Annotated in this window: 16 protein-coding genes and 4 pseudogenes; 5 read left to right on the top strand and 15 right to left on the bottom strand. The window is 71.7% G+C overall.

Translation table 11 applies throughout. From position 1 onward, the window contains the following. Positions 1 to 360, top strand: a 360-nt coding sequence (locus tag JNW87_RS04845) for a transposase (RefSeq protein WP_238453189.1), incomplete at its 5' end; no start/stop codon positions are given. Then, entirely contained in the window at positions 321 to 596 is a 276-nt protein-coding gene (locus JNW87_RS39260; RefSeq protein ID WP_309233905.1) for a macro domain-containing protein, read from the top strand. The genes JNW87_RS04845 and JNW87_RS39260, both read left to right, overlap by 40 nt. 60 nt (positions 597 to 656) lie before the next feature. Here the strand turns inward: JNW87_RS39260 and JNW87_RS04835 are convergent, their stop codons facing one another. The 8 genes and pseudogenes from JNW87_RS04835 to JNW87_RS04800 form a co-directional block, all read right to left on the bottom strand. Then, a complete protein-coding gene (locus JNW87_RS04835) occupies positions 657 to 1,553 on the bottom strand; it encodes a GNAT family N-acetyltransferase (protein ID WP_238453187.1) in 897 nt (298 codons plus the stop codon). Continuing rightward, entirely contained in the window at positions 1,553 to 1,966 is a 414-nt protein-coding gene (locus JNW87_RS04830; RefSeq protein ID WP_238453186.1) for a RidA family protein, read from the bottom strand. The genes JNW87_RS04835 and JNW87_RS04830 overlap by 1 nt, the downstream gene beginning before the upstream one ends. 60 nt (positions 1,967 to 2,026) lie before the next feature. Then, positions 2,027 to 3,034 (bottom strand): LacI family DNA-binding transcriptional regulator, encoded by a 1,008-nt coding sequence (locus JNW87_RS04825; RefSeq protein ID WP_238453185.1) that lies wholly within the window; start codon positions 3,032 to 3,034, stop codon positions 2,027 to 2,029. A 19-nt stretch (positions 3,035 to 3,053) separates the two neighbouring features. Then, complete coding sequence (locus JNW87_RS04820) at positions 3,054 to 4,442, bottom strand: GH1 family beta-glucosidase (protein ID WP_238453184.1); 1,389 nt, start codon at positions 4,440 to 4,442, stop codon at positions 3,054 to 3,056. Continuing rightward, positions 4,439 to 5,272 (bottom strand): carbohydrate ABC transporter permease, encoded by an 834-nt coding sequence (locus JNW87_RS04815; protein ID WP_238453183.1) that lies wholly within the window; start codon positions 5,270 to 5,272, stop codon positions 4,439 to 4,441. The genes JNW87_RS04820 and JNW87_RS04815 overlap by 4 nt, the downstream gene beginning before the upstream one ends. Beyond that, a pseudogene (locus tag JNW87_RS04810) lies at positions 5,272 to 6,256 on the bottom strand (carbohydrate ABC transporter permease). Before JNW87_RS04810 ends, JNW87_RS04815 begins: the two are co-directional and overlap by 1 nt. 73 nt (positions 6,257 to 6,329) lie before the next feature. Beyond that, on the bottom strand, positions 6,330 to 7,640 hold the full coding sequence (locus JNW87_RS04805; RefSeq protein WP_238453182.1) for an ABC transporter substrate-binding protein: 1,311 nt from the start codon (positions 7,638 to 7,640) through the stop codon (positions 6,330 to 6,332). 241 nt (positions 7,641 to 7,881) lie between these two features. Next, positions 7,882 to 8,637: a maleylpyruvate isomerase family mycothiol-dependent enzyme gene (locus JNW87_RS04800; RefSeq protein WP_238453181.1), complete on the bottom strand. Its 756-nt coding sequence runs from the start codon at positions 8,635 to 8,637 to the stop codon at positions 7,882 to 7,884. Between the two features lie 70 nt (positions 8,638 to 8,707). On the opposite strand from JNW87_RS04800, the pseudogene JNW87_RS04795 reads away from it, so the two are divergent. Further along, positions 8,708 to 9,798, top strand: a pseudogene (locus tag JNW87_RS04795) (UDP-N-acetylmuramate dehydrogenase). 164 nt (positions 9,799 to 9,962) lie between these two features. Here the strand turns inward: JNW87_RS04795 and JNW87_RS04790 are convergent. The 3 genes from JNW87_RS04790 to JNW87_RS04780 form a co-directional block, all read right to left on the bottom strand. Beyond that, positions 9,963 to 10,901, bottom strand: a complete 939-nt coding sequence (locus tag JNW87_RS04790) for an acyl-ACP desaturase (protein WP_238453180.1) — start codon at positions 10,899 to 10,901, stop codon at positions 9,963 to 9,965. A 67-nt stretch (positions 10,902 to 10,968) separates the two neighbouring features. After that, positions 10,969 to 12,291, bottom strand: coding sequence for a histidine--tRNA ligase (hisS, locus tag JNW87_RS04785; protein WP_238453179.1), 1,323 nt, complete (start codon positions 12,289 to 12,291; stop codon positions 10,969 to 10,971). 54 nt (positions 12,292 to 12,345) lie between these two features. Further along, positions 12,346 to 13,065 (bottom strand): MBL fold metallo-hydrolase, encoded by a 720-nt coding sequence (locus JNW87_RS04780; protein ID WP_109804310.1) that lies wholly within the window; start codon positions 13,063 to 13,065, stop codon positions 12,346 to 12,348. Positions 13,066 to 13,325: 260 nt separating this feature from the next. Here JNW87_RS04780 and JNW87_RS04775 point away from each other — a divergent pair. Both JNW87_RS04775 and JNW87_RS04770 read left to right on the top strand, forming a co-directional pair. Next, positions 13,326 to 14,191 (top strand): annotated as a pseudogene (locus tag JNW87_RS04775) (peptidylprolyl isomerase). Positions 14,192 to 14,250: 59 nt separating this feature from the next. Next, positions 14,251 to 15,087, top strand: coding sequence for a peptidylprolyl isomerase (locus JNW87_RS04770; protein ID WP_238453178.1), 837 nt, complete (start codon positions 14,251 to 14,253; stop codon positions 15,085 to 15,087). A gap of 63 nt (positions 15,088 to 15,150) precedes the next feature. On the opposite strand, the pseudogene JNW87_RS04765 reads toward JNW87_RS04770, so the two are convergent. The 4 genes and pseudogenes from JNW87_RS04765 to secD all read right to left on the bottom strand — a co-directional run bounded on the left by JNW87_RS04765 (position 15,151) and on the right by secD (position 21,634). Further along, a pseudogene (locus tag JNW87_RS04765) lies at positions 15,151 to 17,639 on the bottom strand (RelA/SpoT family protein). A gap of 218 nt (positions 17,640 to 17,857) precedes the next feature. Then, positions 17,858 to 18,424 (bottom strand): adenine phosphoribosyltransferase, encoded by a 567-nt coding sequence (locus tag JNW87_RS04760; protein ID WP_109804313.1) that lies wholly within the window; start codon positions 18,422 to 18,424, stop codon positions 17,858 to 17,860. Positions 18,425 to 18,525: 101 nt separating this feature from the next. Further along, on the bottom strand, positions 18,526 to 19,713 hold the full coding sequence (gene secF, locus JNW87_RS04755) for a protein translocase subunit SecF (RefSeq protein ID WP_109804314.1): 1,188 nt from the start codon (positions 19,711 to 19,713) through the stop codon (positions 18,526 to 18,528). Between the two features lies 1 nt (position 19,714). After that, a complete protein-coding gene (secD, locus tag JNW87_RS04750) occupies positions 19,715 to 21,634 on the bottom strand; it encodes a protein translocase subunit SecD (protein WP_238453177.1) in 1,920 nt (639 codons plus the stop codon). Positions 21,635 to 21,640 lie beyond the last annotated feature (6 nt).

Raw genomic sequence — 21,640 nt, 5'->3', positions numbered from 1 at the left:
GTGCACGACGCCGGCTGGACACAGTTCGTGCACATGTTGGAGTACAAGGCCGCACGGTACGGGCGCAGCTTCCGCCGGATCGGCCGGTTCGCGCCCACATCGCAGACATGCTCGACGTGCGGGCGGCTCGACGGACCCAAACCGCTGCCCGTCCGATCGTGGACCTGCCCCTGCGGGGCGGTCCACGACCGGGACGTCAACGCGGCGCTCAACATCCTCGCCCAGGGACGCTGGGAGAGCCTAAACGCCTGTGGAGCGCAGGTAAGACCGGCACCCGTGCCGGCACCACGCCGAGAAGCAGGAATCCACCCGCACACCGCGTGTTCCACACGCAACGGGGAGGGAATCTCCGCCCCTTAGGGCGGCGAGAACGTCAAGCCAACAGCCTGGCGGTCGTCGCCGACGAGCTGGGCGCCGCGACGGTGGCCTTCCCGCTGGTCTCCGCCGGCGTCTACGGCTGGCCGGTCGACGACGCGGTACGCCAGGCGCTCACCGTGCTCCGCGCGGCGACCCCGGCGCGGGTCACCGAGGCCCGGCCGGTCCTCTTCGACACCGACACGTACGCCACCGCCGAGCGGGTCGCCGCCACCGGCTGAGCCGGCGGTTCGGCTCCGGCGGGTGACACCAACCCCGACGGGGGCGGTCGGCCCGTCAGCTCAGTTCAGCTCGGCGAGGCAGGACCACTGGGCGGCCACCGGCCGATAGCCGAGTCGCTCGTTGATCGCGAGCATCGGGGCGTTGGACTCGTCGTTCGAGGTGTAGGCGACGGTGACCCCGCGGGCGCGGGCGTGGTGCAGCGCGGCGAGCTTGGCCAGCCGGGCCAGCCCCCGGCCACGGAACGCCGGCACGGTGGCCGTCATGTCCGACCACATCCGGTCGCCGTCCCGCTTGACCAGGCTGAAGGCGACCAGCTCCCCGTCGACCTCGACGGCCGTGCTGGCCTCCCGGTCCAGCCCGAGGTTGTCCCAGACCTCGTAGCGCCAGCTCGCGTAGCCGATCGCGTCGGCGGGCGCGTCGCCCGGCTCGTCGGCGGCGGCCGCGACGTGGACGGCGTGCGTCCGGCGCGGGTCGAGCCCGGCCAGCGGCAGCAGCCGTACCCCGTCCCGGGCGTCCGGCAGCGGCGGCGCCGCCCGCAGGTCCAGCGCGGAGTAGCGCAGCTCCCGGCTCGGCGTGAAGCCGTGCCGGCGGGCGAACGGCAGCGAATCGGTCAGCGCCCAGGTCCGCACCCGGCGGATGCCCAGCGGACGAAGGTGACCGAGCGCCTCGGCCAGCAGCGCCCCGCCGACGCCCCGGCCGCGTTGCTCGGGGTGGACGTGCAGCAGGGAGACCTCGCCGAAGTCCGCCTCCGACGTGCCGCCGTTGCGGTAGGCCGACACCCAGCCGGCCACCCGGCCGTCGACCTCGGCCGCGAACGCGGTCCACTCCTCGCCCGGCGGCGGTTCGGCGATCATCTGGCGGGTCGACTCGACCCCGCGCACCAGGTACGGGTAGACCAGCGCGCGCAGCGCCACGACGGCGGGCGCGTCGTCCGGGTGGGCGGTACGGATCAGCATCAGCCCACCTCGCGGACGGCGGCGACCGCCTCGACCTCGACGAGCTGGTCCGGGTAGCCCAGCACGGTCACGCCCAGCAGCGTGCTCGGCGGGTCGTGGTCGCCGAAGGCGTCCCGGACCACCTCCCAGACGGCCACCAGGTCGGCCCGGTCGGTGGTGGCGACGTACACGGTGGTCTTGACGACGTCGGGGAGGCGCGCCCCGGCGGCGGCCAGCGCGGCCGCCAGGTTGGCCATCACCTGCCGTGCCTGGGTGGCCGGCTCACCGGGGGCGACGGCGCGGCCCGCGGCGTCCAGCGGGCAGGCCCCGGCGGTGAAGACCAGCCGGGCCGGCGGGGTGACCCGAGCCGCGTAGGCGTACTCGGCGACGTCGGAGAGTTCGGGGGCGTGGATCAGGTGCACGGTGCCGGTCACCGGGCGACCGTAGCTGCCCACCGCAGCGCACCGCGACGGGTTATCGGCGGGACCGCCCGGTCAGGCGGAGTCGCGGACGATCAACTCGGTGGGCAGGATGAACGCCTGCTCGACGTCCTCACCCGCCGCGATCCGCAGCAGCTGCCGGGTCATCGCCCGACCCAGTTCCACTATCGGCTGCCGGACCGTGGTCAGCGGCGGCTCGGTGTACGCCGCGGTCTCGATGTCGTCGAAACCGATCACCGCCACGTCGGCCGGTACCCGCCGCCCGGATTCCCGCAGGGTACGCAGGGCGGCGTGCGCCATCAGGTCGGAGGCGGCGAAGACCGCGTCCAGATCCGGGTGCTCGGCGAGCAGCTGGCGCATGGCGGCCCCGCCGGACTCCCGGGTGAAGTCGCCGAACGCGACCAGCTCCGGCAGCCCGGCGTCGGCCACCGTCTCCCGGTATCCGACGAGCCGCTCGATCCCGGCCACCATGTCCTGCGGCCCGGCGATGGTGGCGATCCGCCGCCGGCCGCCCTCGATCAGGTACCGCACCGCCCGGCTCACTCCGCCGACGTGGTCCACGTCCACGTACGGCAGTTGGGCGCCGCCCAGGGGGCGGCCGCTGCACACCACCGGGATGCCGAGCCGGGCCAGCGTGCCCGGCAGCGGGTCCTCGCCGTGCAGCGAGGCGAACAGCACGCCGTCGACGTGCCGACCGGTGGTGTAGCGCTCGACCCGCTGGTGCCCGGCCGGCGACCCGGCCAGCATCAGCACGAGCTGCTTGTCGGCCGCCTCCAGCTCCTGGCTGACCCCCCGGATGATGCCCGGGAACACCTGGTCGTCGGAGAAGACCCGGGTGGCCTCCTCGGGCATGACCAGGGCGACCGAGTCGGTCCGCTGGGTGACCAGGCTGCGGGCGGCCAGGTTCGGCACGTACCCCAGCTCCTCGACCGCCCGGCGGACCGCGTCCCGGATCGACTCCGCGACCGTGGTGGAGCCGTTGACCACCCGGGAGACCGTTGCCCGGGACACCCCGGCCCGTCGGGCCACCGCCTCCAGGGTCGGTCGTTGTGCCGTCGTCATCCCCGTCACCACCACCTCGTCACAGCCCGTTCCGGGAGATCACCTCCTGGTACCACCGGGCACTCTCCTTCGGTGTGCGCCGCTGGGTCAGGTAGTCGACGTGGACGATCCCGAACCGCTTCCGGTAGCCCTCGGCCCATTCGAAGTTGTCCAGCAACGACCATACGAGATAGCCGCGCACGTCCACGCCTCGGGCGATCGCCCGGTGCACGGCGCGCAGGTGTCCGTCGAGGTACGCCACCCGGTCGGTGTCGGCCACCCGACCGGTCGCGTCCGGGTCCTCGGCGCCGGTCTTGTCCGGGAACGCCCCACCGTTCTCGGTGATCATCAGGGGCAGCCCCGGGTAGTCGGCGCCGATCCGCTCCAGCAACCGGGTCAGCCCGGCCGGTTCGATCGACCAGCCCATCTCGGTGAGCGGCCCGACCGGGGGCAGGAACTCCACCACGCCCGCCGTCCCCGGGTACGCGCTGCCGCCCGCCCCGCCCACGCGCCCGGCGACGTAGGTGGGCGAGTAGTAGTTGACGCCGAGCAGGTCGATCGGGGCCGCGATGATCTTCTCGTCTCCGCCCCGGACGAAGGTCGGCTCGACGTGCCGGGCGACCTGCGCCAGCACGTCGTCCGGGTAGCCGGCGCCGGTCAGCGGGTCCAGGAAGATCCGGTTCTGCAGGCCGTCGACCAGGCGTACCGCGGCGGCGTCCGCCTCGCTGCCGGCGTCGGCGGGCTGCACGTCCGCCGGGTTGAGGGTGATCCCGAGGGTCGCCACGCCGGCCGCGCGCAACGCCCGGGTCGCCAGGCCGTGGCCGAGCAGCAGGTGGTGTACGGCGCGGAAGGCCGACCCGGCGTCCTGCTCGCCGGGGGCGTGCACCCCGTTGCCGTACCCCAGGTAGGCCGAGCACCACGGTTCGTTCAGCGTGGTCCAGGTGCGGACCCGGTCGCCGAGCCGGCCGTGCACGGCGACCGCGTAGTCGGCGAAGTGCTCGGCGGTCTCCCGGTTGGTCCAGCCGCCCCGGTCCTGGAGCGCCTGCGGCAGGTCCCAGTGGTAGAGCGTGACGAACGGGTCGATGCCCCGGCTCAGCAGCGCGTCCACCAGCCGGTCGTAGAAGTCCAGGCCGCGCGGGTTGACCGGGCCGGTGCCGTCCGGCTGGATCCGGGGCCAGGCGATCGAGAAGCGGTACGTCCGGAGCCCCAGCTCCGCCATCAAGGCCACGTCGTCGGCGTACCGGTGGTAGTGGTCGCAGGCGACGTCGCCGGTGTGCCCCTGGAACACCTTCCCCGGCGTACGGCTGAAGGTGTCCCAGATGGACGGACCGCGACCGTCCTCCCGGGCCGCGCCCTCGATCTGGTACGCGGCGGTGGCCGCCCCCCAGACGAAGGTCTCGGGGAACCGGAGCTCGCTCCTCGCGCTCACGCCTTGACCGCACCTTCCATGATGCCGCCGATGATCTGGCGGCCGAACACGACGAAGACCAGCAACAGCGGAAGGGTCGCGATCGCCGTCCCGGTGAACACCTGCGACATGTCCTGGTAGTAGCCGTCGGACAGCGCCCGCAGGGAGAGCTGCACGGTGGGGTTCTCCGGGTCGTTGAGGACGGCGTACGGCCAGAGGAAGTCGTTCCAGGTGGTCATGAAGGTGAGCAGGCCGAGCACGGCGGCGGCGGGGCGCAGCGCGGGCAGCACCACGTGGAAGTAGATCCGCGCGGTGTTGCAGCCGTCCATTCGGGCGGCCTCGATCAGCTCGGTGCTGACCGCCTGGCCCGCGTACTGGCGCATCATGAACACCCCGAACCCGGTGACCAGGGCCGGCACGATCACCGCCGGCAGCCGGTCGTTCCAGTTCAGCCTGGTCATCAGCAGGTACAGCGGGATGACGCCGAGCTGGGTCGGCACCATCATGGTGGCGACGACGAGCAGCAGCAGCGCGTTGCGTCCCCGGAAGCGCAGCTTCGCGAAGGCGAACCCGGCGAGCGTGGAGAAGAAGACCACCGAGACGGTGACCGTGCCGGCCACGATCGCCGAGTTGATCAGACCGGTGACGAAGTACGCGTCGGTGTTGGCGAACAGCCGGGCGATGTTGGCGCCGAGGTTGCCGCCCGGGGTGACCGGCGGGGGCACCTGTCCCATCGCGTCGCTGGTCCGGCTGGCCACCACGAACATCCAGTAGATCGGGAAGATCGACAGGAATGCCGTGAGGGTCAACGCCAGGTAGGTGAGCCGGCCGGCCGACCAGATCCGGGACATCAGTCGCCCTCCTTCCGGACGCCGCCGCCGAGCCGGCGGAGGAGCAGTACGTTGCCGGCCGCGACCACCGCGATCAGCGCGAAGAGCAGCCAGGCGATGGCCGAGCCGTAGCCGAAGTTGTAGTGCGGTGCGAAGGCGTTCTCGAACATGTACATGGTCACCGTCTGCGACTCGCGCAGCGGGCCGCCCCGGATCGCGTTGGTGCCGGAGTTGAAGAGCCGGGGCTCGGTGAAGAGCTGGAGCCCGCCGATGGTGGAGATGATGACCGCGAAGACGATCGTCGGCTTGAGCAGCGGCACGGTGATCGACCAGAACTGCCGGGACCGGCCGGCGCCGTCGATCGAGGCCGACTCGTACAGGTCGCGCGGGATGGCCTGCATGGCGGCCAGGAAGATCAGCGCGTTGTAGCCGGTCCACCGCCAGTCGACCATCGCCGAGATCGCGGTCCACGCGGCGAACCGGTTCGCCTTCCAGTCGATCGCGTCCACGCCGACGAGGTCGAGCAGCCAGTTGATCATGCCGAAGTCGCGGCCGAACAGCACGGCGAAGACGATCGCCACGGCGGCGGTCGAGGTGACGTTCGGGATCAGCACCGCCATCCGCCAGGTGGTCCGGCCGGAGCCGGCGGTTGAGCAGGTTGGCCAGCCAGAGCGCGAGGAGCAGCTGCGGGACGGTGGAGATGACGAAGATGCCCAGGGTGTTGACCACCGCGTGCCAGAAGTCCGGGTCGGCCAGCAGCTGGGTGTAGTTGTCGAGCCCGATGAACGGGTGCTCGGCGCCGAGCAGGTCCCAGTCGTGCAGCGAGACCCAGAAGGTGTACATCAGCGGGTAGATCCCGAACACCCCGAAGAGCAGGAAGAACGGGGCGATGTAGAGGTACGGCGAGTACCGGGTGTCGAACCGGCTGAGCCGGGCGGCCCGGGCGGTGCGGGGGGTGCGGTGCGCCGGTGCGACCGGCGGCCGGGCGTCGAGCTGGACGGCCATGGCCCGTGACTCCTTTCCGCCGTGCGGGCGGCACCCCGTCACCGGGGCCCGCCCGCGCGGCTGGCTGCTCGGGCTACTTGGCGGCGGCCTTCTCGGCGTTGTTCACCGCGTCGGTCCAGCCCTGCTCGGGGCTGCGCTGCCCCAGCTCCACGGTGCGGACGGCGTTCTCCACCTCGGTCCGGACGGCCTGGTTCTTCGGGCCCATGTAGACCGGCTTCAGGCTCTTGGCCCCGGTGGCGAAGATCTTGCCGACCGGCGCGTCCGAGAAGTACGCGTTCTCGGAGTCGACGATCGCCGGGTCCTCCAGCGCCTGCGGCGAGGACGGCAGCGGGCCCTTGGCCTTGAAGGCGCCGATCTGGCCCTTGGCGCTGGTCAGGAACTTGGCCAGCTCGATCGCCTCGGCCTGGTGCCTGCTCTGCTTCGGCACGGCGAGGAAGGAGCCGCCCCAGTTGCCGCCGTTGCCGGGCACCTGCGCGATGTCCCACTTGCCCTTGGCGCCGGGGCCGGCGTTGCCCTCGATGACCCCGGTCATCCAGGCCGGGCAGGCGATGGTGGCGAACTTCGACTGCTTGAACGCCGACACCCACTCCTCGGACCAGGAGCCGTACTTGCCGGAGAGGCCGGAGTCGATGATGTCCATGGTGGTGTCGTACGCCTGCTTGACGGCCGGGTTGCTGTCGACCACCAGGTTGTTGCCGGTGTCGTAGTAGCTGTAGCCCTGCGCGTTGCCGGCGGACTGGAGCAGGATGGTGTTGAAGGTGTTGGTCGCCGCGTCCAGGAACGCCGCGCCGGTGTTCTTCGCCCTGAACTGCTCACCGACCTTGATGTAGTCCTGCCAGGTCGGCCAGAGCTTGGACACGGCGTCCCGGTCGGTGGGCAGGCCGGCCTTGGCGAAGAGGTCCTTGCGGTAGCACATCGCCATGCCGCCGACGTCGGTGCCGAGGCCGATCAACTGCTTGCCGTCGGCGGTCAGGCCCTGGTTCCACTTCCACTCGAGGAAGTTGCCCTTGAGGTCGGCGGCGCCGTGGTCCAGCAGGTTGACGAAGTTCTGCGGGTTGGCCTTGTACTCGACCAGCAGGCCCTCCTCGATGGCGACGATGTCGCCGGCGCCCTTCCCCGCGGCCAGCCACTGGGTGAGCTTCGGCGAGTACTCGTCGAGGTTGCTGCCGGTGCCCCGCTCCACGATCTTCACGTCGGGGTGGCTGGCCATGTACTCCTTGTACAGCTCGTCGTAGCCGAACTGGCCGAAGACGTCGACGGTGAGCGTGACCGGCCCGTCGTCGGCGGACTTGTCGTCCCCGCCGCCGCAGGCGGCGGTGCCGAGCAGTGCGGTGGTGGCGACGAGGGCCACCGCCGCCAGGTGGCGGCGCGTGAAGGTAGCCATCTCTTATCTGACCCCTCTAGGTCGTACGGGTGGTGGAGGTGGTTCCGCTGATTCAGAGAGCGCTCTCACGAAAGGGTGCTGCCTGCCCCGATTCCTGTCAAGAGAGCGCTCTCAGGCCGTTGTCAAGAGGGGTCGGCGGTCCCGCGGGCAGCCCTGAACGGCGAAGAGTGGCCTTCCGGCGAGGGAAGACCACTCTCCGCGTGGCGTCGTGCGAGCCCCGGTGGGCGCCGGGGCGGTCGGCTCACCCGACCCGCAGGCCGTCGAGCAGGCTGCGGTCGCCGGTCACCCCGAGGGTGTCGAAGCTGATCCGGCCCCAGAGGGCGAGCATCAGGTCGCTGGCGCTCGCGGTCACCTGCGCGCGGGCATGGTGCTCCTCGTGGCCGAAGACGGTGGCGGTGTCCAACAGGGCCACACCCTCACCGCGCAGCCGCAGGTACCAGTCCTGGGCGGCGTCCGTGGCGGTCAGCTGGACCACCCCGTGCCACTGGCCGGGCGTCCGCCGCCGGCCCGCCGGCAGCCAGGTGTCCAGCACCTCGCTCACCCCGTCGGCCGCGAGCTTCGCCTCGATCGGGCCGCCCGCGGCGATGGCGAGCTGGGCGTCCCACCGGTGCACCGCCGTCTCGTGCGCCAACCGGCGCGGCCAGAAGCCCGCCTTCTTCGGCTGCGGCGCCCAGTTCCACGCCGGCGACTCCGGGTCCAGGCCCTCGAAGAGGGCCATCAGCTGGTCGTACTCCTGCTGCCAGAACTGGAGCGGAGTCATCCCGGCGGGCAGCTCGGCGGCCGGCCGGGCCGGCAGGTTCGTCGAGCCGGAGGTGACGAAGGAGCGCACCCACTGGTAGACGCCGCCCAGGTGGCGGGTCAGGCCGGAGACCGTCCAGCCAGGACAGGAGAGCACCGGTGTCTCCGGGGGCGCCTCGGCGACGGCGGCGGCGAAGGCGGGTCCCTCGGTCCGCAGCGCGCCGATCCAGAAGTCCTTGGTGCCGTGCAGTCTGCTCATCGCAATCCTCCCGGGGGTGACCGGGCCACCAGTGGGTGCCGCGGCTACCCCTCAGCCTAGGGTGAAAGACGTGTCAGACGTCTACGCCGAATCGACGACCGGAGCCGACCCGACCGACCCGGCGACCCTGGCCAGATACACCACCCTCCGCCTCGGCGCGCCGCCGGACGGTTGGAAACCGCCACCAGCGCCGATGAAATCGTACATAGGGTGCAGGAGGCGGAACGGCGGGAGGATCCGGTCCTGATCCTCGCGGGCGGCAGCAACGTGGTCATCGGCGACCGGGGCTTCCCCGGCACGGTGGTGCTGGTCCGCTCCCGGGGCCTCCGGGTGGTCGGCGAGGACGCAGACACGGTCACCGTACGGGTCGAGGCCGGCGAGCCCTGGGACGACCTCGTCGCCGCCACCGTGGCCAACGGCTGGTCGGGGCTGGAATGCCTCTCCGGCATTCCCGGCTCGGCCGGCGCGACCCCGATCCAGAACGTCGGGGCGTACGGCCAGGAGGTCGCGGAGACCATCACCGGCGTCCAGGTGTACGACCGCACCGACGGCAGCGTCGGCCGGATCGACGCGGCGGACTGCGGGTTCGTGTACCGGGGCAGCATCTTCAAGTACAGCGACCGCTGGGTGGTGCTCTCGGTCGACTTCCGGCTGGCCCGCTCGCCGCTCTCCGGCCCGGTGCGTTACGCCGAGCTGGCCCGGGCGCTCGGCGTCGAGGTGGGCGACCAGGTGCCGCTGGCCGACGCTCGCGCGACCGTGCTGCGGCTGCGCGCCGGCAAGGGCATGGTGCTCGACGCCGCCGACCCGGACACCTGGTCGGTCGGCTCGTTCTTCACCAACCCGGTTCTCGAACTCGAGGCGTACGAGCTGCTCCGGGAGCGCGCCGCCGACCTCGGCGAGCCGCCCGCCTGGCCCGGGGCCGGGGACGTGGTCAAGGTCAGCGCCGCCTGGCTGATCGACAAGGCCGGCTTCGTCAAGGGCCACCCCGGCCCGGCGGGCGTGGCCATCTCCAGCAAGCACACCCTCGCCCTCACCAATCGCGGCGGCACCGCCAGCACCGCCGCCCTGGTGGCCCTGGCAAGAGAGATCCGCGACGCCGTCCACGACCGCTTCGGCGTCACCCTCCACCCCGAACCCGTCCTCATCAACTGCACCATCTGACCCCCCACCTCCGGCCCTCTCCAGCCCTCCGCGCCCGCCGCCGCCCACCCGCCACCGCGATCTTGCACTTTGTGCCCCGGCAAAGCGGGCAGAAGCGGGCAAACTAGGGGCCCCAAGTGCAAGATCGCCGGGGCGAGGGCGGCGCTGGGGAGGGATGGGGCGGGTTAACGGAGGGTGGCGAGGCGGGCGGCGCGGGCGGCGCGCTTCTCCTCGAAGCGGGCGGCGGCCTGCTCCAGGTCGTCGAGGTGGCGGGCGATCTGGTCGCGCGCGGCCTCGCCGTCGCCGTTCAGGCCGGTCACCGAGAAGACGTCCCACTGGCGCAGCACGGGGACGACCACGTCGTCGCGGTGCTGGCGCAGGTCGTAGATGCCGGCCAGGGCGATCGCCACGGACTTGCGGGCGAAGCCGTCGATGCCGACACCGGGCATCTGGAAGTCGGCCAGCACGTCGGCCACGGCCCGCATGGCCTGGCTCGGGGCCAGCTCGAAGGCCGCGGCGAGCAGGTTGCGGTAGAAGACCATGTGCAGGTTCTCGTCGGCGGCCACCCGGGCCAGCAGCGCCTCGCAGGCTGGGTCGCCGGTGACCCGTCCGGTGTTGCGGTGCGAGATCCGGGTCGCCAACTCCTGGAACGACACGTACGCCAGCGAGTGCAGCACCTCGTCGCCGTGCGCGTTGGTGTAGCCCGCCGACATGTGGGTCATCCGGGCGCGCTCCAGGGCCACCGGGTCGACCGCCCGGGTCACCGTCAGGTAGTCGCGGATCGCGGTGCCGTGCCGCCCCTCCTCGGCGGTCCACCGGTGCACCCAGTTCCCCCACGCGCCGTCTCGGCCGAACAGGGTGGCGATCTCGTGGTGGTACGAGGGCAGGTTGTCCTCGGTGAGCAGGTTGACGATCAGCGCCGTCCGGGCCACGTCGGGGATGGTGGAGTCGGACTCCGCCCACGCCTCGCCGCCGAGCGGGCCGTCGAAGGTGCGGCCCTCGCTCCACGGGACGTACTCGTGGGGGAACCACTCCTTGGCCATCGACAGGTGCCGGTCGAGGTTCTTCTCCACCACGGCTTCGAGTTCGAGGAGCAGGGCGGTCTGGCTCATCGGGGTGGTCATACGGGTCTCCCTACGGTGGCGTAACTTACGCACGTAGGTCCTCTACCCCGTACGCGCCAGTACGAACTCAGCTGACCAGTGGCTTCAGGTCCGCGCGCGGCGGCGTCCACTCCCCCGCCGCCGCGGCTACCTGCTCGCCGGAGCGGATGTCCTTCACCTCGTCGCCCTCGGCGCCGGGGAACCAGACGTACGGGATGCCCCGCCGCTCGGCGTAGCGGATCTGCTTGCCGAACTTGGCCGCGCTCGGCGACACCTCGGTCGGGATGCCCCGGGAGCGCAGCGCCTCCGCCACCTTGTTGCTCGCCGGGCGGTCCTCCTCGGTGCTGACGGCGACCAGGACACACGTCGGCACGCTGCGGGAGACCGTCAGCGCCTCGGCGCCGAAGAGCAGGCCCAGCAGCCGGGTCACCCCGATGGAGATGCCCACTCCCGGGAAGCGGACGTTGCCGGAGCTGGCCAGGTTGTCGTACCGGCCGCCGGAGCAGACCGAGCCGAACCGCTCGTAGCCCAGCATCTGCGTCTCGTAGACGGTGCCGGTGTAGTAGTCCAGGCCACGGGCGATCCGGAGGTCGGCCACGCAGAGGCCGGGCGAGTGCGCGGCGGCGGTCTCCACCACGGCGGTCAGCTCGGCGATGCCCTCGTCGAGCAGCGGGTCGCTCACGCCGAGGGCGCGCACCGCGTCGCCGAAGGAGGCGTCCGGCGCGGAGATCTCGGCCAGGGCCAGGCACGCCTTGGCCTGCGCCTCGCTCGCCCCGGCGGTCTCCGCCAACAGCTCCGCGACCCCCGCCGGGCCGATCTTGTCGAGCTTGTCCACCGCGCGCAGCGCCGCCTCCGGGTCGGTGAGCCCGATGCCCCGGTAGAAGCCCTCGCAGATCTTGCGGTTGTTGACCTGGATCCGCACCGGCGGGATCGGCAGCGAGCGCAGCGCGTCGCCGATCACCAGCGGCATCTCCGCCTCGTAGTGGGCCGGCAGGGTGTCCCGGTCGACGATGTCGATGTCGGCCTGGAGGAACTCGCGGTAGCGCCCCTCCTGCGGGCGCTCGCCCCGCCACACCTTCTGGATCTGGTAGCGCCGGAACGGGAACTGGAGCTTGCCGGCGTTCTCCAGCACGTAGCGGGCGAACGGCACGGTCAGGTCGAAGTGCAGGCCGAGCGAGTCGTCGCCGGCCGGGCCGTCGGTGTCGGCCTGGAGCCGGCGCAGCACGTAGACCTCCTTCGAGGTCTCCCCCTTGCGCAGGAGCTGGTCGAGGGGCTCGACCGAGCGGGTCTCCAGGGGGGCGAAGCCGTACAGCTCGAAGGTGGCGCGGATCCGGTCGAGGACGAACTGTTCGATCATCCGCTGCGCGGGCGTCCACTCCGGGAAGCCGGAGATGGGCGTGGGCTTGCTCATGGCGTACTCCTTGCGTCCCGCGCGGGCGCGCGGGGAGGTCGTGGGTGCGGTGAGTCAGAGACCGCGGGTGGGCGCGGCCGGGCGCGCGCCGCCGGTGCCCGCCACCTCGAGGAGGTACGGGTTGCTCGCGCGCTCGCGGCCGATGGTGGTCGCGGGGCCGTGGCCGGGCAGGACGACCGTGTCGTCGGCCAGCGGGAGGACCTTCTCCCGCAGGCTGGACAGCATCCGGGGCGTGCTGCCGCCCGGCAGGTCGGTGCGGCCGATCGAGCCGGCGAAGAGCACGTCACCGGAGAGGCAGATCTGTTCGGCCTCCCAGGGCGAGCCGGCGCCGGGCATCCGGAACAGCACCGACCCGCCGGTATGGCCGGGGGCGTGGTCGACGGTGATCTCCAACCCGGCGAGGGCCAGGGTCGCGCCGTCGGTCAGCTCGGCCACGTCGTCCGGTTCGGCGTACGGCAGCCGGCCACCGAAGAGCTGGGTGAGGTCCGTCGACAGCGCCTTCGACGGGTCGGCCAGCAGCTCGCGGTCGTCCGGGTGGACGTACGCGGGGATGCCGCGCGCGCCGCAGACCGGCGCCACCGAGAAGGTGTGATCGAGGTGGCCGTGGGTGAGCAGCACGGCGACCGGGTGCAGGCGGTGCTCGGCGAGCAGGGCGTCGAGCCGGTCGAGCACCCCGATGCCGGGGTCGACCACCACGCACTGCTCCCCCGGCGCGGTCGCCACCACATAGCAGTTGGTGCCGAAGGCGTCCGCGGGAAAGCCGGCCACGAGCACGTCCGCTCCCCTTCCGTCGAGTCGTCGTCTCCGTCCAGCAGCCTAGTCGGCCGGGCGAGCGCATTGTTCCGACCCAGCGGTCCCACCCGTCCCGGTGGGCACAGTGACATCTTCCGATAAACCGTGGCCGGACCTCGTACACCACTTTCCCAGCGGCTACCCGTACACTCTGGCGGGCGTGTGGCGTGGCGCACTGCCGCCGGACGGGCGGACGACGCCCGGGCGCCGGCGACGACCAGGGCAGAGGAAGGGGAGCACGGGTGGCTTCCAGCAGGGACCGGCAGCGCAAACTGGCGCGGGCCAAGCTCGACCGGCAACTCGCCCGGCGGGCCGCGGCCGCGAGGCGCCGCCGGCAGATCCTGGCCGGCGTGGGCGCCGCCGTGGTGCTCGCGCTGATCGTGGTCGCTCGGCCTGGGCGCTGGGCGCGTTCGACTCCGAGCCGGAGAAGAAGGCCGCCGAGGACGTCTGCGTGTGGACCCCGCAGGACGCCGGCGCCAACACGAACCTCAAGGACGTCGGCACCCCGGCCACCACCGGCCTGCCGACCTCCGGCACCCGGGCGATGACGATCACCACGAACCAGGGCGGCCCGATCACCGCCGAGCTCGACCTGGCGTCCGCGCCGTGCGCCGGGGCGAGCATCGCCCACCTGGCCGGCAAGTCGTTCTACGACAACACCAAGTGCCACGAGATCACCACCGAGGGCGCGCTGCGCTGCGGCGACCCGAGCGGCAGCGGCATCGGCGGCCCGGCGTACTCGTTCTACGACGAGAACGTGCCCACCCCGGCGCCGAGCGCGTCCGGCAAGCCCGCCGCCGGGCAGCCCCCGGCGTACCCGAAGGGCACGGTCGCCATGATCGCGAACCCGCCGGGCAGCAACGGCAGCCAGTTCCTCGTCTTCTTCAAGGACTTCAACCCGGCCAAGCCGGTCTACCCGGTCATCGGCAAGGTCACCGCCGGCCTCGACGTGGTGGAGAAGATCGGCGCCCTGCCGACCGTGGACAATGGGAGCGGGGCCAAGGTCAAGCCGAAGACCGACGTGGTGATCCAGAGCCTGACGGTCGGCGAGCCGACCACGGCACCGGCCGCCACCGGCGCGCCCACGGCCAGCCCCAGCGCCGGCTGACCCGGCCGCCCACCCACCGCAGCGGCTTCGTCCGCCCGAGAAGTTTCGAAGGAGTGACCGTGACGTCCACGAGAGAGCGGCAGCGCGCGGCGGCGCGGGCCCGACTCGAGCGGGAGATGGCCGAGCGCGCGGCCCGCGCCCGCAAGCGCCGGCAGACGCAGGCGATCGTCGGGGCCGGTGCGGTCCTGCTGCTCGTGGTCGCCGGCGCCGTCTGGCTGGCCACCACCCTCGGTGGCGACGACGACAAGAAGCAGACCCCCACGTCGGCGGGTGCCGCCCAGTGCGCCTACACCGAGGTCCCCAAGGAGGGGCGCACCAAGCAGATCAAGGACGTCGGCCTGCCCGGTGCCCAGCAGCAGAACAGCGGCACCCAGACCATGACGATCGACACCAACCTGGGGCCGATCACCGCGAAGATCGACCGGGCGGCCGTGCCGTGCACCGCGGGCAGCTTCACCCACCTGGCCAGCAAGGGCTTCTTCGACAACACCAAGTGCCACCGCCTGGTCACCGAGGGCATCAAGGTGCTGCAGTGCGGCGACCCGAGCGCCACCGGCAAGGGCTGGCGGGAGACCGACGGCACCGGCGGCCCGAGCTACAACCTGGCCGAGGAGAACCTGCCGACCGACAAGCGCCCGCCGTACCCGGAGGGCGTCATCGCGATGGCCAACTCCGGCCAGCCGGGCAGCACCGGCAGCCAGTTCTTCATCGTGTACGGCGACTCGCAGCTCGACCCGAACTACACGGTGCTGGGCACCATCACCGGCGGCATGGACGTGGTCAAGCAGGTCGCGGCGGCCGGTGACGACAAGGCCTTCGCGCAGCAGGCCGGCGGCGGCCACCCCAAGAAGGAGATCGTCATCAACAAGCTGGCGATGAGCGGCATCCAGGGCTGACCGCCCCGTACGACGACGAAGCGCCCGCCGGCCGCAGCCGGCGGGCGCTTCCGCGTCCGTGCCTCAGGCGCCCGAGGTGACCCGGTACGCGTCGAAGACGCCGTCGACCTTCCGCACCGCGGCCAGCAGGTGGCCCAGGTGCTTCGGGTCGGCCATCTCGAAGCTGAACCGGCTCACCGCCACCCGGTCCCGGGTGGTGGTGACGGTGGCGGAGAGAATGTTCACCCGCTCCTCCGACAGCACCCGGGTGACGTCGGCCAGCAGCTTGTGCCGGTCCAGCGCCTCGACCTGGATGGCGACGAGGAAGGTGGAGGCGGAGGTGAGCTTCCAGCTGACCTCGACCACCCGTTCGCTCTGCGCCCGCAGGTCCTCGGCGTTGGCGCAGTCGTCCCGGTGCACGCTCACCCCACCGGAGCGGGTGACGAAGCCGAAGACCGCGTCCGGCGGCACCGGGGTGCAGCAGCGGGCCAGCTTGATCCAGACGTCGCTGACGCCCCGGACCACGACGCCCGGGTCGCTGCTGCTCTGCCGGCTGCGCGGCGGCCGGGTCGCGACGGCGGTCTCGGCGATGTCCTCCGCCGCGCCCTCCTCGCCGCCGTAGGTGGCCATCAGCTTCTGCACGACCGACTGGGCGGAGACCTGGCTGTCGCCGACCGCCGCGTAGAGCGAGGCCACGTCGGCCAGGTGCAGGTCCCGGGCGATCGCCATCAGCGCGTCGGAGGTGAGCATCCGCTGCAACGGCATGCCCTGCTTGCGCATCGCCTTGACGATCGAGTCCTTGCCGGCCTCGATCGCCTCCTCGCGCCGCTCCTTGTTGAAGTACTGGCGGATCTTGGTGCGGGCGCGTGGGCTCTTGACGAAGCCGAGCCAGTCCTGCGTCGGGCCGGCCGTGTCGGACTTCGAGGTGAAGATCTCGATCACGTCGCCGTTGGAGAGCGTCGACTCCAGCGGCACCAGCTTCCCGTTGACCCGGGCGCCGATGCACTTGTGCCCGACCTCGGTGTGCACCGCGTACGCGAAGTCCACCGGCGTCGACCCGGTCGGCAGCGGGATGACGTCACCCTTCGGGGTGAAGACGTACACCTCCTGGCTGGACAGGTCGAAGCGGAGCGCGTCGAGGAACTCGCTCGGGTCGCCGCCTCCCGCTGCCAGTCCAGCAGCTGACGCAGCCAGGTCATCTCGTCGATGTGCGCCGGCGGGCCGACGATCTGGGTGCCCTTGTGCTCCTTGTACTTCCAGTGCGCGGCGATGCCGAACTCGGCGGTGCGGTGCATGGCGTACGTGCGGATCTGCATCTCCACCGGCTTGCCGGTGGGCCCGATGACCGTCGTGTGCAACGACTGGTACATGTTGAACTTGGGCATCGCGATGTAGTCCTTGAACCGGCCCGGCACCGGCTGCCAGTTGGCGTGGATGACGCCCAGCGCCGCGTAGCAGTCCCGCACCGTGTCGACCAGGATCCGCACCCCGACCAGGTCGTAGATGTCGTTGAAGTCGCGACCCCGCACGATCATCTTCTGGTAGATCGAGTAGAGGTGCTTCGGCCGGCCGGTGGTCTCCGCCTTGATCTTGGCGGCCTTGAGGTCGGTCGACACCTTCTGGGTCACCTGGCGCAGCAGCGCCTCCCGCTGCGGCTGGTGCTCCCCGATCAGGCGGTTGATCTCCTCGTACCGCTTCGGGAACAGGGTGCCGAAGGCGAGGTCCTCCAGCTCCCACTTGATGGTGTTCATACCCAGGCGGTGGGCCAGGGGAGCGAGGATCTCCAGCGTCTCCTTCGCCTTCTGCTCCTGCTTGGGGCGGGGCAGGAAGGTGAGGGTACGCATGTTGTGCAGCCGGTCGGCGAGCTTGATCACCAACACCCGCGGGTCCTTGGCCATCGCCACGACCATCTTGCGGATCGTCTCCGCCTTGGCGGCGTCACCCAGCTTGACCTTGTCCAGCTTCGTCACGCCGTCGACCAGGAGGGTCACCTCCGGGCCGAAGTCCGCCCGCATCTGGTCGAGGGTGTACTCGGTGTCCTCGATGGTGTCGTGCAGCAGCGCGGCGACCAGGGTGGTGGTGTCCATGCCCAGGTTGGCCAGGATGGTCGCCACGGCCAAGGGGTGCGTGATGTACGGGTCACCGGACTTGCGGTACTGACCGGAGTGCCAGCGCGCCGCCGTGTCGAACGCCCGCTGGAGCAGCCGGGCGTCGGCCTTGGGGTGGTTCTCCCGGTGGGTGGAGATCAGCGGTTCGAGCACCTCGCTGACCTGCGAGGTCTGCCAGGGCGCGTTGAACCGGGCCAGCCGGGCGCGAACCCGCCGGCCGGTCGGCGCGTTGGACAGCGCGAAGCCACCGGTCGGCGCGGGATCGGTCGAGCCATCGGTCGGGAACGGCACCACGACGGCGCCGCCGGGCGACGTGCCGTCGGCCGTGCCGGCGTCGGGGGCGACGCCGTTGCCAGAGCCCGTCACCCGGGCCGGCGGGTTGCCGCTCCGCTCGGTCACCGAGCCGTCCGCGTCGCCTGTCGGGTGCACCGTGCCCTCCACCGGAGGGACGACATCGTGGGACACCGGCCTCCTCACCGCTCGCCGGGGTGCGCCGGCCGTACGGCCGACGTTCGTATCAACCGGCTGTGGGGCCGGTGTTGTTCCGCGCCGGCCGCGGCCGGCGGTCCTTCCGCCACCAGACGGTCGCCCGCCCGGTCAGCAAAGGGCAATGCTACCCGCACGCAGGGTGCCCCGCCGCTCCGCCGGACGGTCCCCGCGGGCTCCGCCCGACGGGCGTGGCATCAAACGGTCAGCAGGGCATGGACCGGGCGCGGGGCCAGCCGCTCCCGGCCCTTGAGGAAGGCCAGCTCCAGCAGCACGGTGAAACCGGCGACCGTGCCGCCGGCCCGCTCCACCAGGTCGAGGGTGGCCTCGGCGGTGCCGCCGGTGGCGAGCACATCGTCGACGACCAGCACCCGGTGGCCGGCGGTGAAGGCGTCCTGGTGCACCTCCAGGGTCGCCTCGCCGTATTCCAGGTCGTAGGAGGCCGAGTACGCCGGACGGGGCAGCTTGCCGGCCTTGCGGACCGGCACCACACCCACCCCGGTCGCGTACGCGATGGCGGCGGCGATGACGAAGCCGCGCGCCTCGATGCCGACCACCGCGTCGAACGAGTCACGCCCGTGGTACGCGACGATCCCGTCGATCACCTCGCGGAACACGTCACCGTCGGCGAAGAGGGGCATCAGGTCCTTGAACATGACGCCGGGCTTCGGGAAGTCCGGCACGTCCAGTACCCGGCTGGCCACCAGCCGGGCGACCTCCGGGCCGCTGTCTCCCCGTACCCCGGTGCTGTGGGTCTCCGTCACGGTTGTCCCGCTTCCCTTCCGACGACGATGGCGTCCGCCATGCTGCTCGCACAGCATGGCGGACGCCGTCAGGTCGATCGCTACCGGGTCCGGTGGACCGGTCAGCGGCGCTTGGCGCCGCCCGGACGGTTGCCCCCGCCGCCGGGACGACCGCCCCGGGCACCGGTCGGACGCTTGGCGGCCGGTCGGGCGCCCACCTTCGGCGCCGAGCCGGCCAGCGCCGCCGCCTCCTGGTCGATGGCCGGCTCGCCGGCCTCGGCGGACCGCGGCGCGCCCTTCGGGGTCACCTCGCCCCGGGCGATGGCGCCCCGGCGGGCCAGCACCCGCTTGTTGTGCGCGCTGATCCGCGGGTCCTGGTTCTTCAGGAGCACCAGCAGCGGGGTGGCCAGCAGGATCGAGGTCAGGAACGCCACCGCCATACCGACGAAGAGCACCAGACCGAGGTCCTTCAGCGTGCCCGCGCCCAGCAGGCCGGCCCCGATGAAGAGCAGGCCGCCGACCGGGAGCAGGGCGACCACCGAGGTGTTCAGCGACCGCATCAGGCTCTGGTTCAGAGCGAGGTTGGAGGCCTCGCCGTAGGTCAGGTTGTTGTTCGCGGTGATGCCCCGGGTGTTCTCCTGGACCTTGTCGAAGACCACCACCACGTCGTAGAGCGCGAAGCCCAGGATGGTGAGGAAGCCGATGATCGTCGACGGCGTCACCTCGAAGCCGACCAGCGAGTAGATGCCGGCGGTGAGGATCAGGTTCATGAACAGCGAGCTGATCGCGGCGACGGCCATCCGCCACTCGAAGCGCAGGACCAGGTAGATCGCCACCACCGCGAGGAAGATGAGCAGGCCGAGCAACGCACGTTCGGTCACCTGGCCACCGAACGACGCGCTGACCTGGTTCGCGCCGACCTGCTCGAACTTGAGCCCGAACTTCTGGGCGATCTCGGTCTTCACCTCGTTCGACTGCGTAGGCGTCAGCTCGGAGGTGCGCATCTCGTACGTGTCGCCGCTGGTGCCGCCGACCTTCTGCGCGGTGGCCACCTCGGCGCCGCCACCCTTGGTCCGCAGCACGTCGTTCACCTGCTGCTCGGCCTCGTCCAGGGTGGCGACGCTGGCCGGCACCTGGAGCGAGGTGCCGCCGGCGAACTCGATGCCGAGGCTGAAGCCGCGCACGGCGAAGCTGAGCACCGCGAGCAGCACCAGCGCGGCGGCGACGCCGAACCACAGCTTGCGCCGGCCGACGATGTTGAGATCGGCCTCGCCCCGGTAGAGCCGGGACGCCAGACCACTCTTAGCCATCTCAGGCCTCCTTGACGCGCGGGTTACGGGCGGTGCCCTGCTCGGTCGACCGGGCCGGCAGGGCCCGGCCGAGGCCGCTGACCCGCGGGGACAGGAACGCCCGGCTCCGGGCGAACATCGTCATGATCGGGTGACGGAAGAGGAAGACGACCACCAGGTCGAGCACGGTCGCCAGGCCGAGGGCGAAGGCGAAGCCCTTCACCGTGCCGACCGAGACGATGTAGAGCACCACGGCGGACATCAGGGTGATGGAGTTCGCCGAGATGATCGTCCGGCGGGCCCGGATCCAGGCGCGTGGCACCGCGCTGCGCGGGCTGCGTCCCTCGCGGATCTCGTCCTTGAGGCGCTCGAAGTAGATGACGAACGAGTCCGCCGCCACGCCGAGCGAGACGATCATGCCGGCGATGCCGGCGAGGGTGAGGGTGAAGCCGATCGACCGGCCGAGCACCACCAGGGCGCCGAAGACCAGCAGCGCGGAGAGCACCAGGCTCAGGAAGATCACCGAGCCGAGCAGCCGGTAGTAGAAGAACGAGTAGATGATGACCAGCAGCATGCCGATGCCGGCGGCGAGCAGACCGGCCCGCAGCTGGCTCTCGCCCAGTGTGGCCGTCACGTTCTGCTTCTCCTGCTGCACGAAGGTCACCGGCAGGGCGCCGTAGCGCAACTGGCTGGCCAGCGCGTTGGCCGTCTTGTTGTCGAAGCTGCCGGTGATCTGCGAGTCACCGGTCAGCACGCCCTGGATCTCGGGGGAGGAGACGATCTGGTTGTCCAGGACCACCGCCACCCGGCACTTGCCGTCCTGACCGAGTGCGGTCTGGTCGCAGGCCTGGCCCTCGTTGTTGAACGCCTCGCGGGTCAGGTTGGTCCAGTGCTCCTGCCCCTTGCCCGTGAAGTTCAGGCTGACCACCCAGGCGCTGGTCTGGTCGAGCTGGGCGGAGGCGTCCTTGACGTCGGTGCCGACCACCTTCGCCACGTCGAGCAGGTACTTCGCGCCCGACTCGCAGGCGACGGCCCGCTGCTTCTCGTCCTTGATCGACGCCGGCGGCCGCTTGTCGAGCTGGGCGCAGGTGATGGTCGGGACGTTGAACTGCATGTCCACCGGCAGCACCGCGATCTCCTGCGGGGAGAGCGTGCCGAACGGCTTGAGCTTCTCGGCCAGTGACGGATCGGCGGAGACGTCGGCCGGGGCCTTCAGGCCGGTGGCGGCGGCCCAGGCGGCCGGCCCGACCTTCTGCTCGACGGCCTTGCGCTGCTGCTCGACGCTCTGCGGCACGGGCTCGGCGGTGGCGCTCGGCGACGGCGCGGCGGCGCTCGGCGAGGCCGACGGCGTCGGGGCGGCCGCGCTGGCGCTCGGCGTCGGAGCCATGCCGCCCTGCCCGCCGGCACTCGGCGAGGCGGTGACCTTCGGGGCGCTCGCCGACGGCTTCGGCGAGGCGCTGCCCGAGGGCTTCGGCGTCGCGCTGCCGGACGGGGCGGTGGTGGCTGTGGGGGGCGGCGCCGGGGCGGCGGTCGCGCCGCTGCCGTCGGTCGCCTTGAGCACCTTGCGGAACCGCAGCTCGGCGGCGCTGCCGACGTCGGTCAGGTCCCGGTTCACACCGGGCAGGGAGATGACGATGTTCCGGTTGCCCTCGGTGACCACCTCGGCCTCGGCCACGCCGTAGCCGTTGACCCGGTTCTCGATGATCTGGCGCGCCTCCTCGAGGTTCTCGGCCGTCGGAGGCTTGCCGTCCACGCTGTTGGTGGCCTCGAGCGCCACCCGGGTGCCGCCGATCAGGTCCTGGCCGAGCCGCGGCTCCAGCCGGTCCTTCCAGCCACCACTGGCGCCGCCCGAGAAGAACACCAAAAGATAGAGGACGACGAAGATGAGCCCGAGAACGGCGAGCTGCCGTCCGGGGCGCATCTGTCCCTGAGGTGGTGCCACGGCTGT

The sequence above is a fragment of the Micromonospora sp. ATA51 genome (genome assembly GCF_016802855.1).
GTDB classification, from domain to species: domain Bacteria; phylum Actinomycetota; class Actinomycetes; order Mycobacteriales; family Micromonosporaceae; genus Micromonospora; species Micromonospora sicca.
The sequence above is the reverse complement of the archived record's forward strand: the minus strand, read 5'-3'. Positions and strand labels throughout refer to the sequence as shown.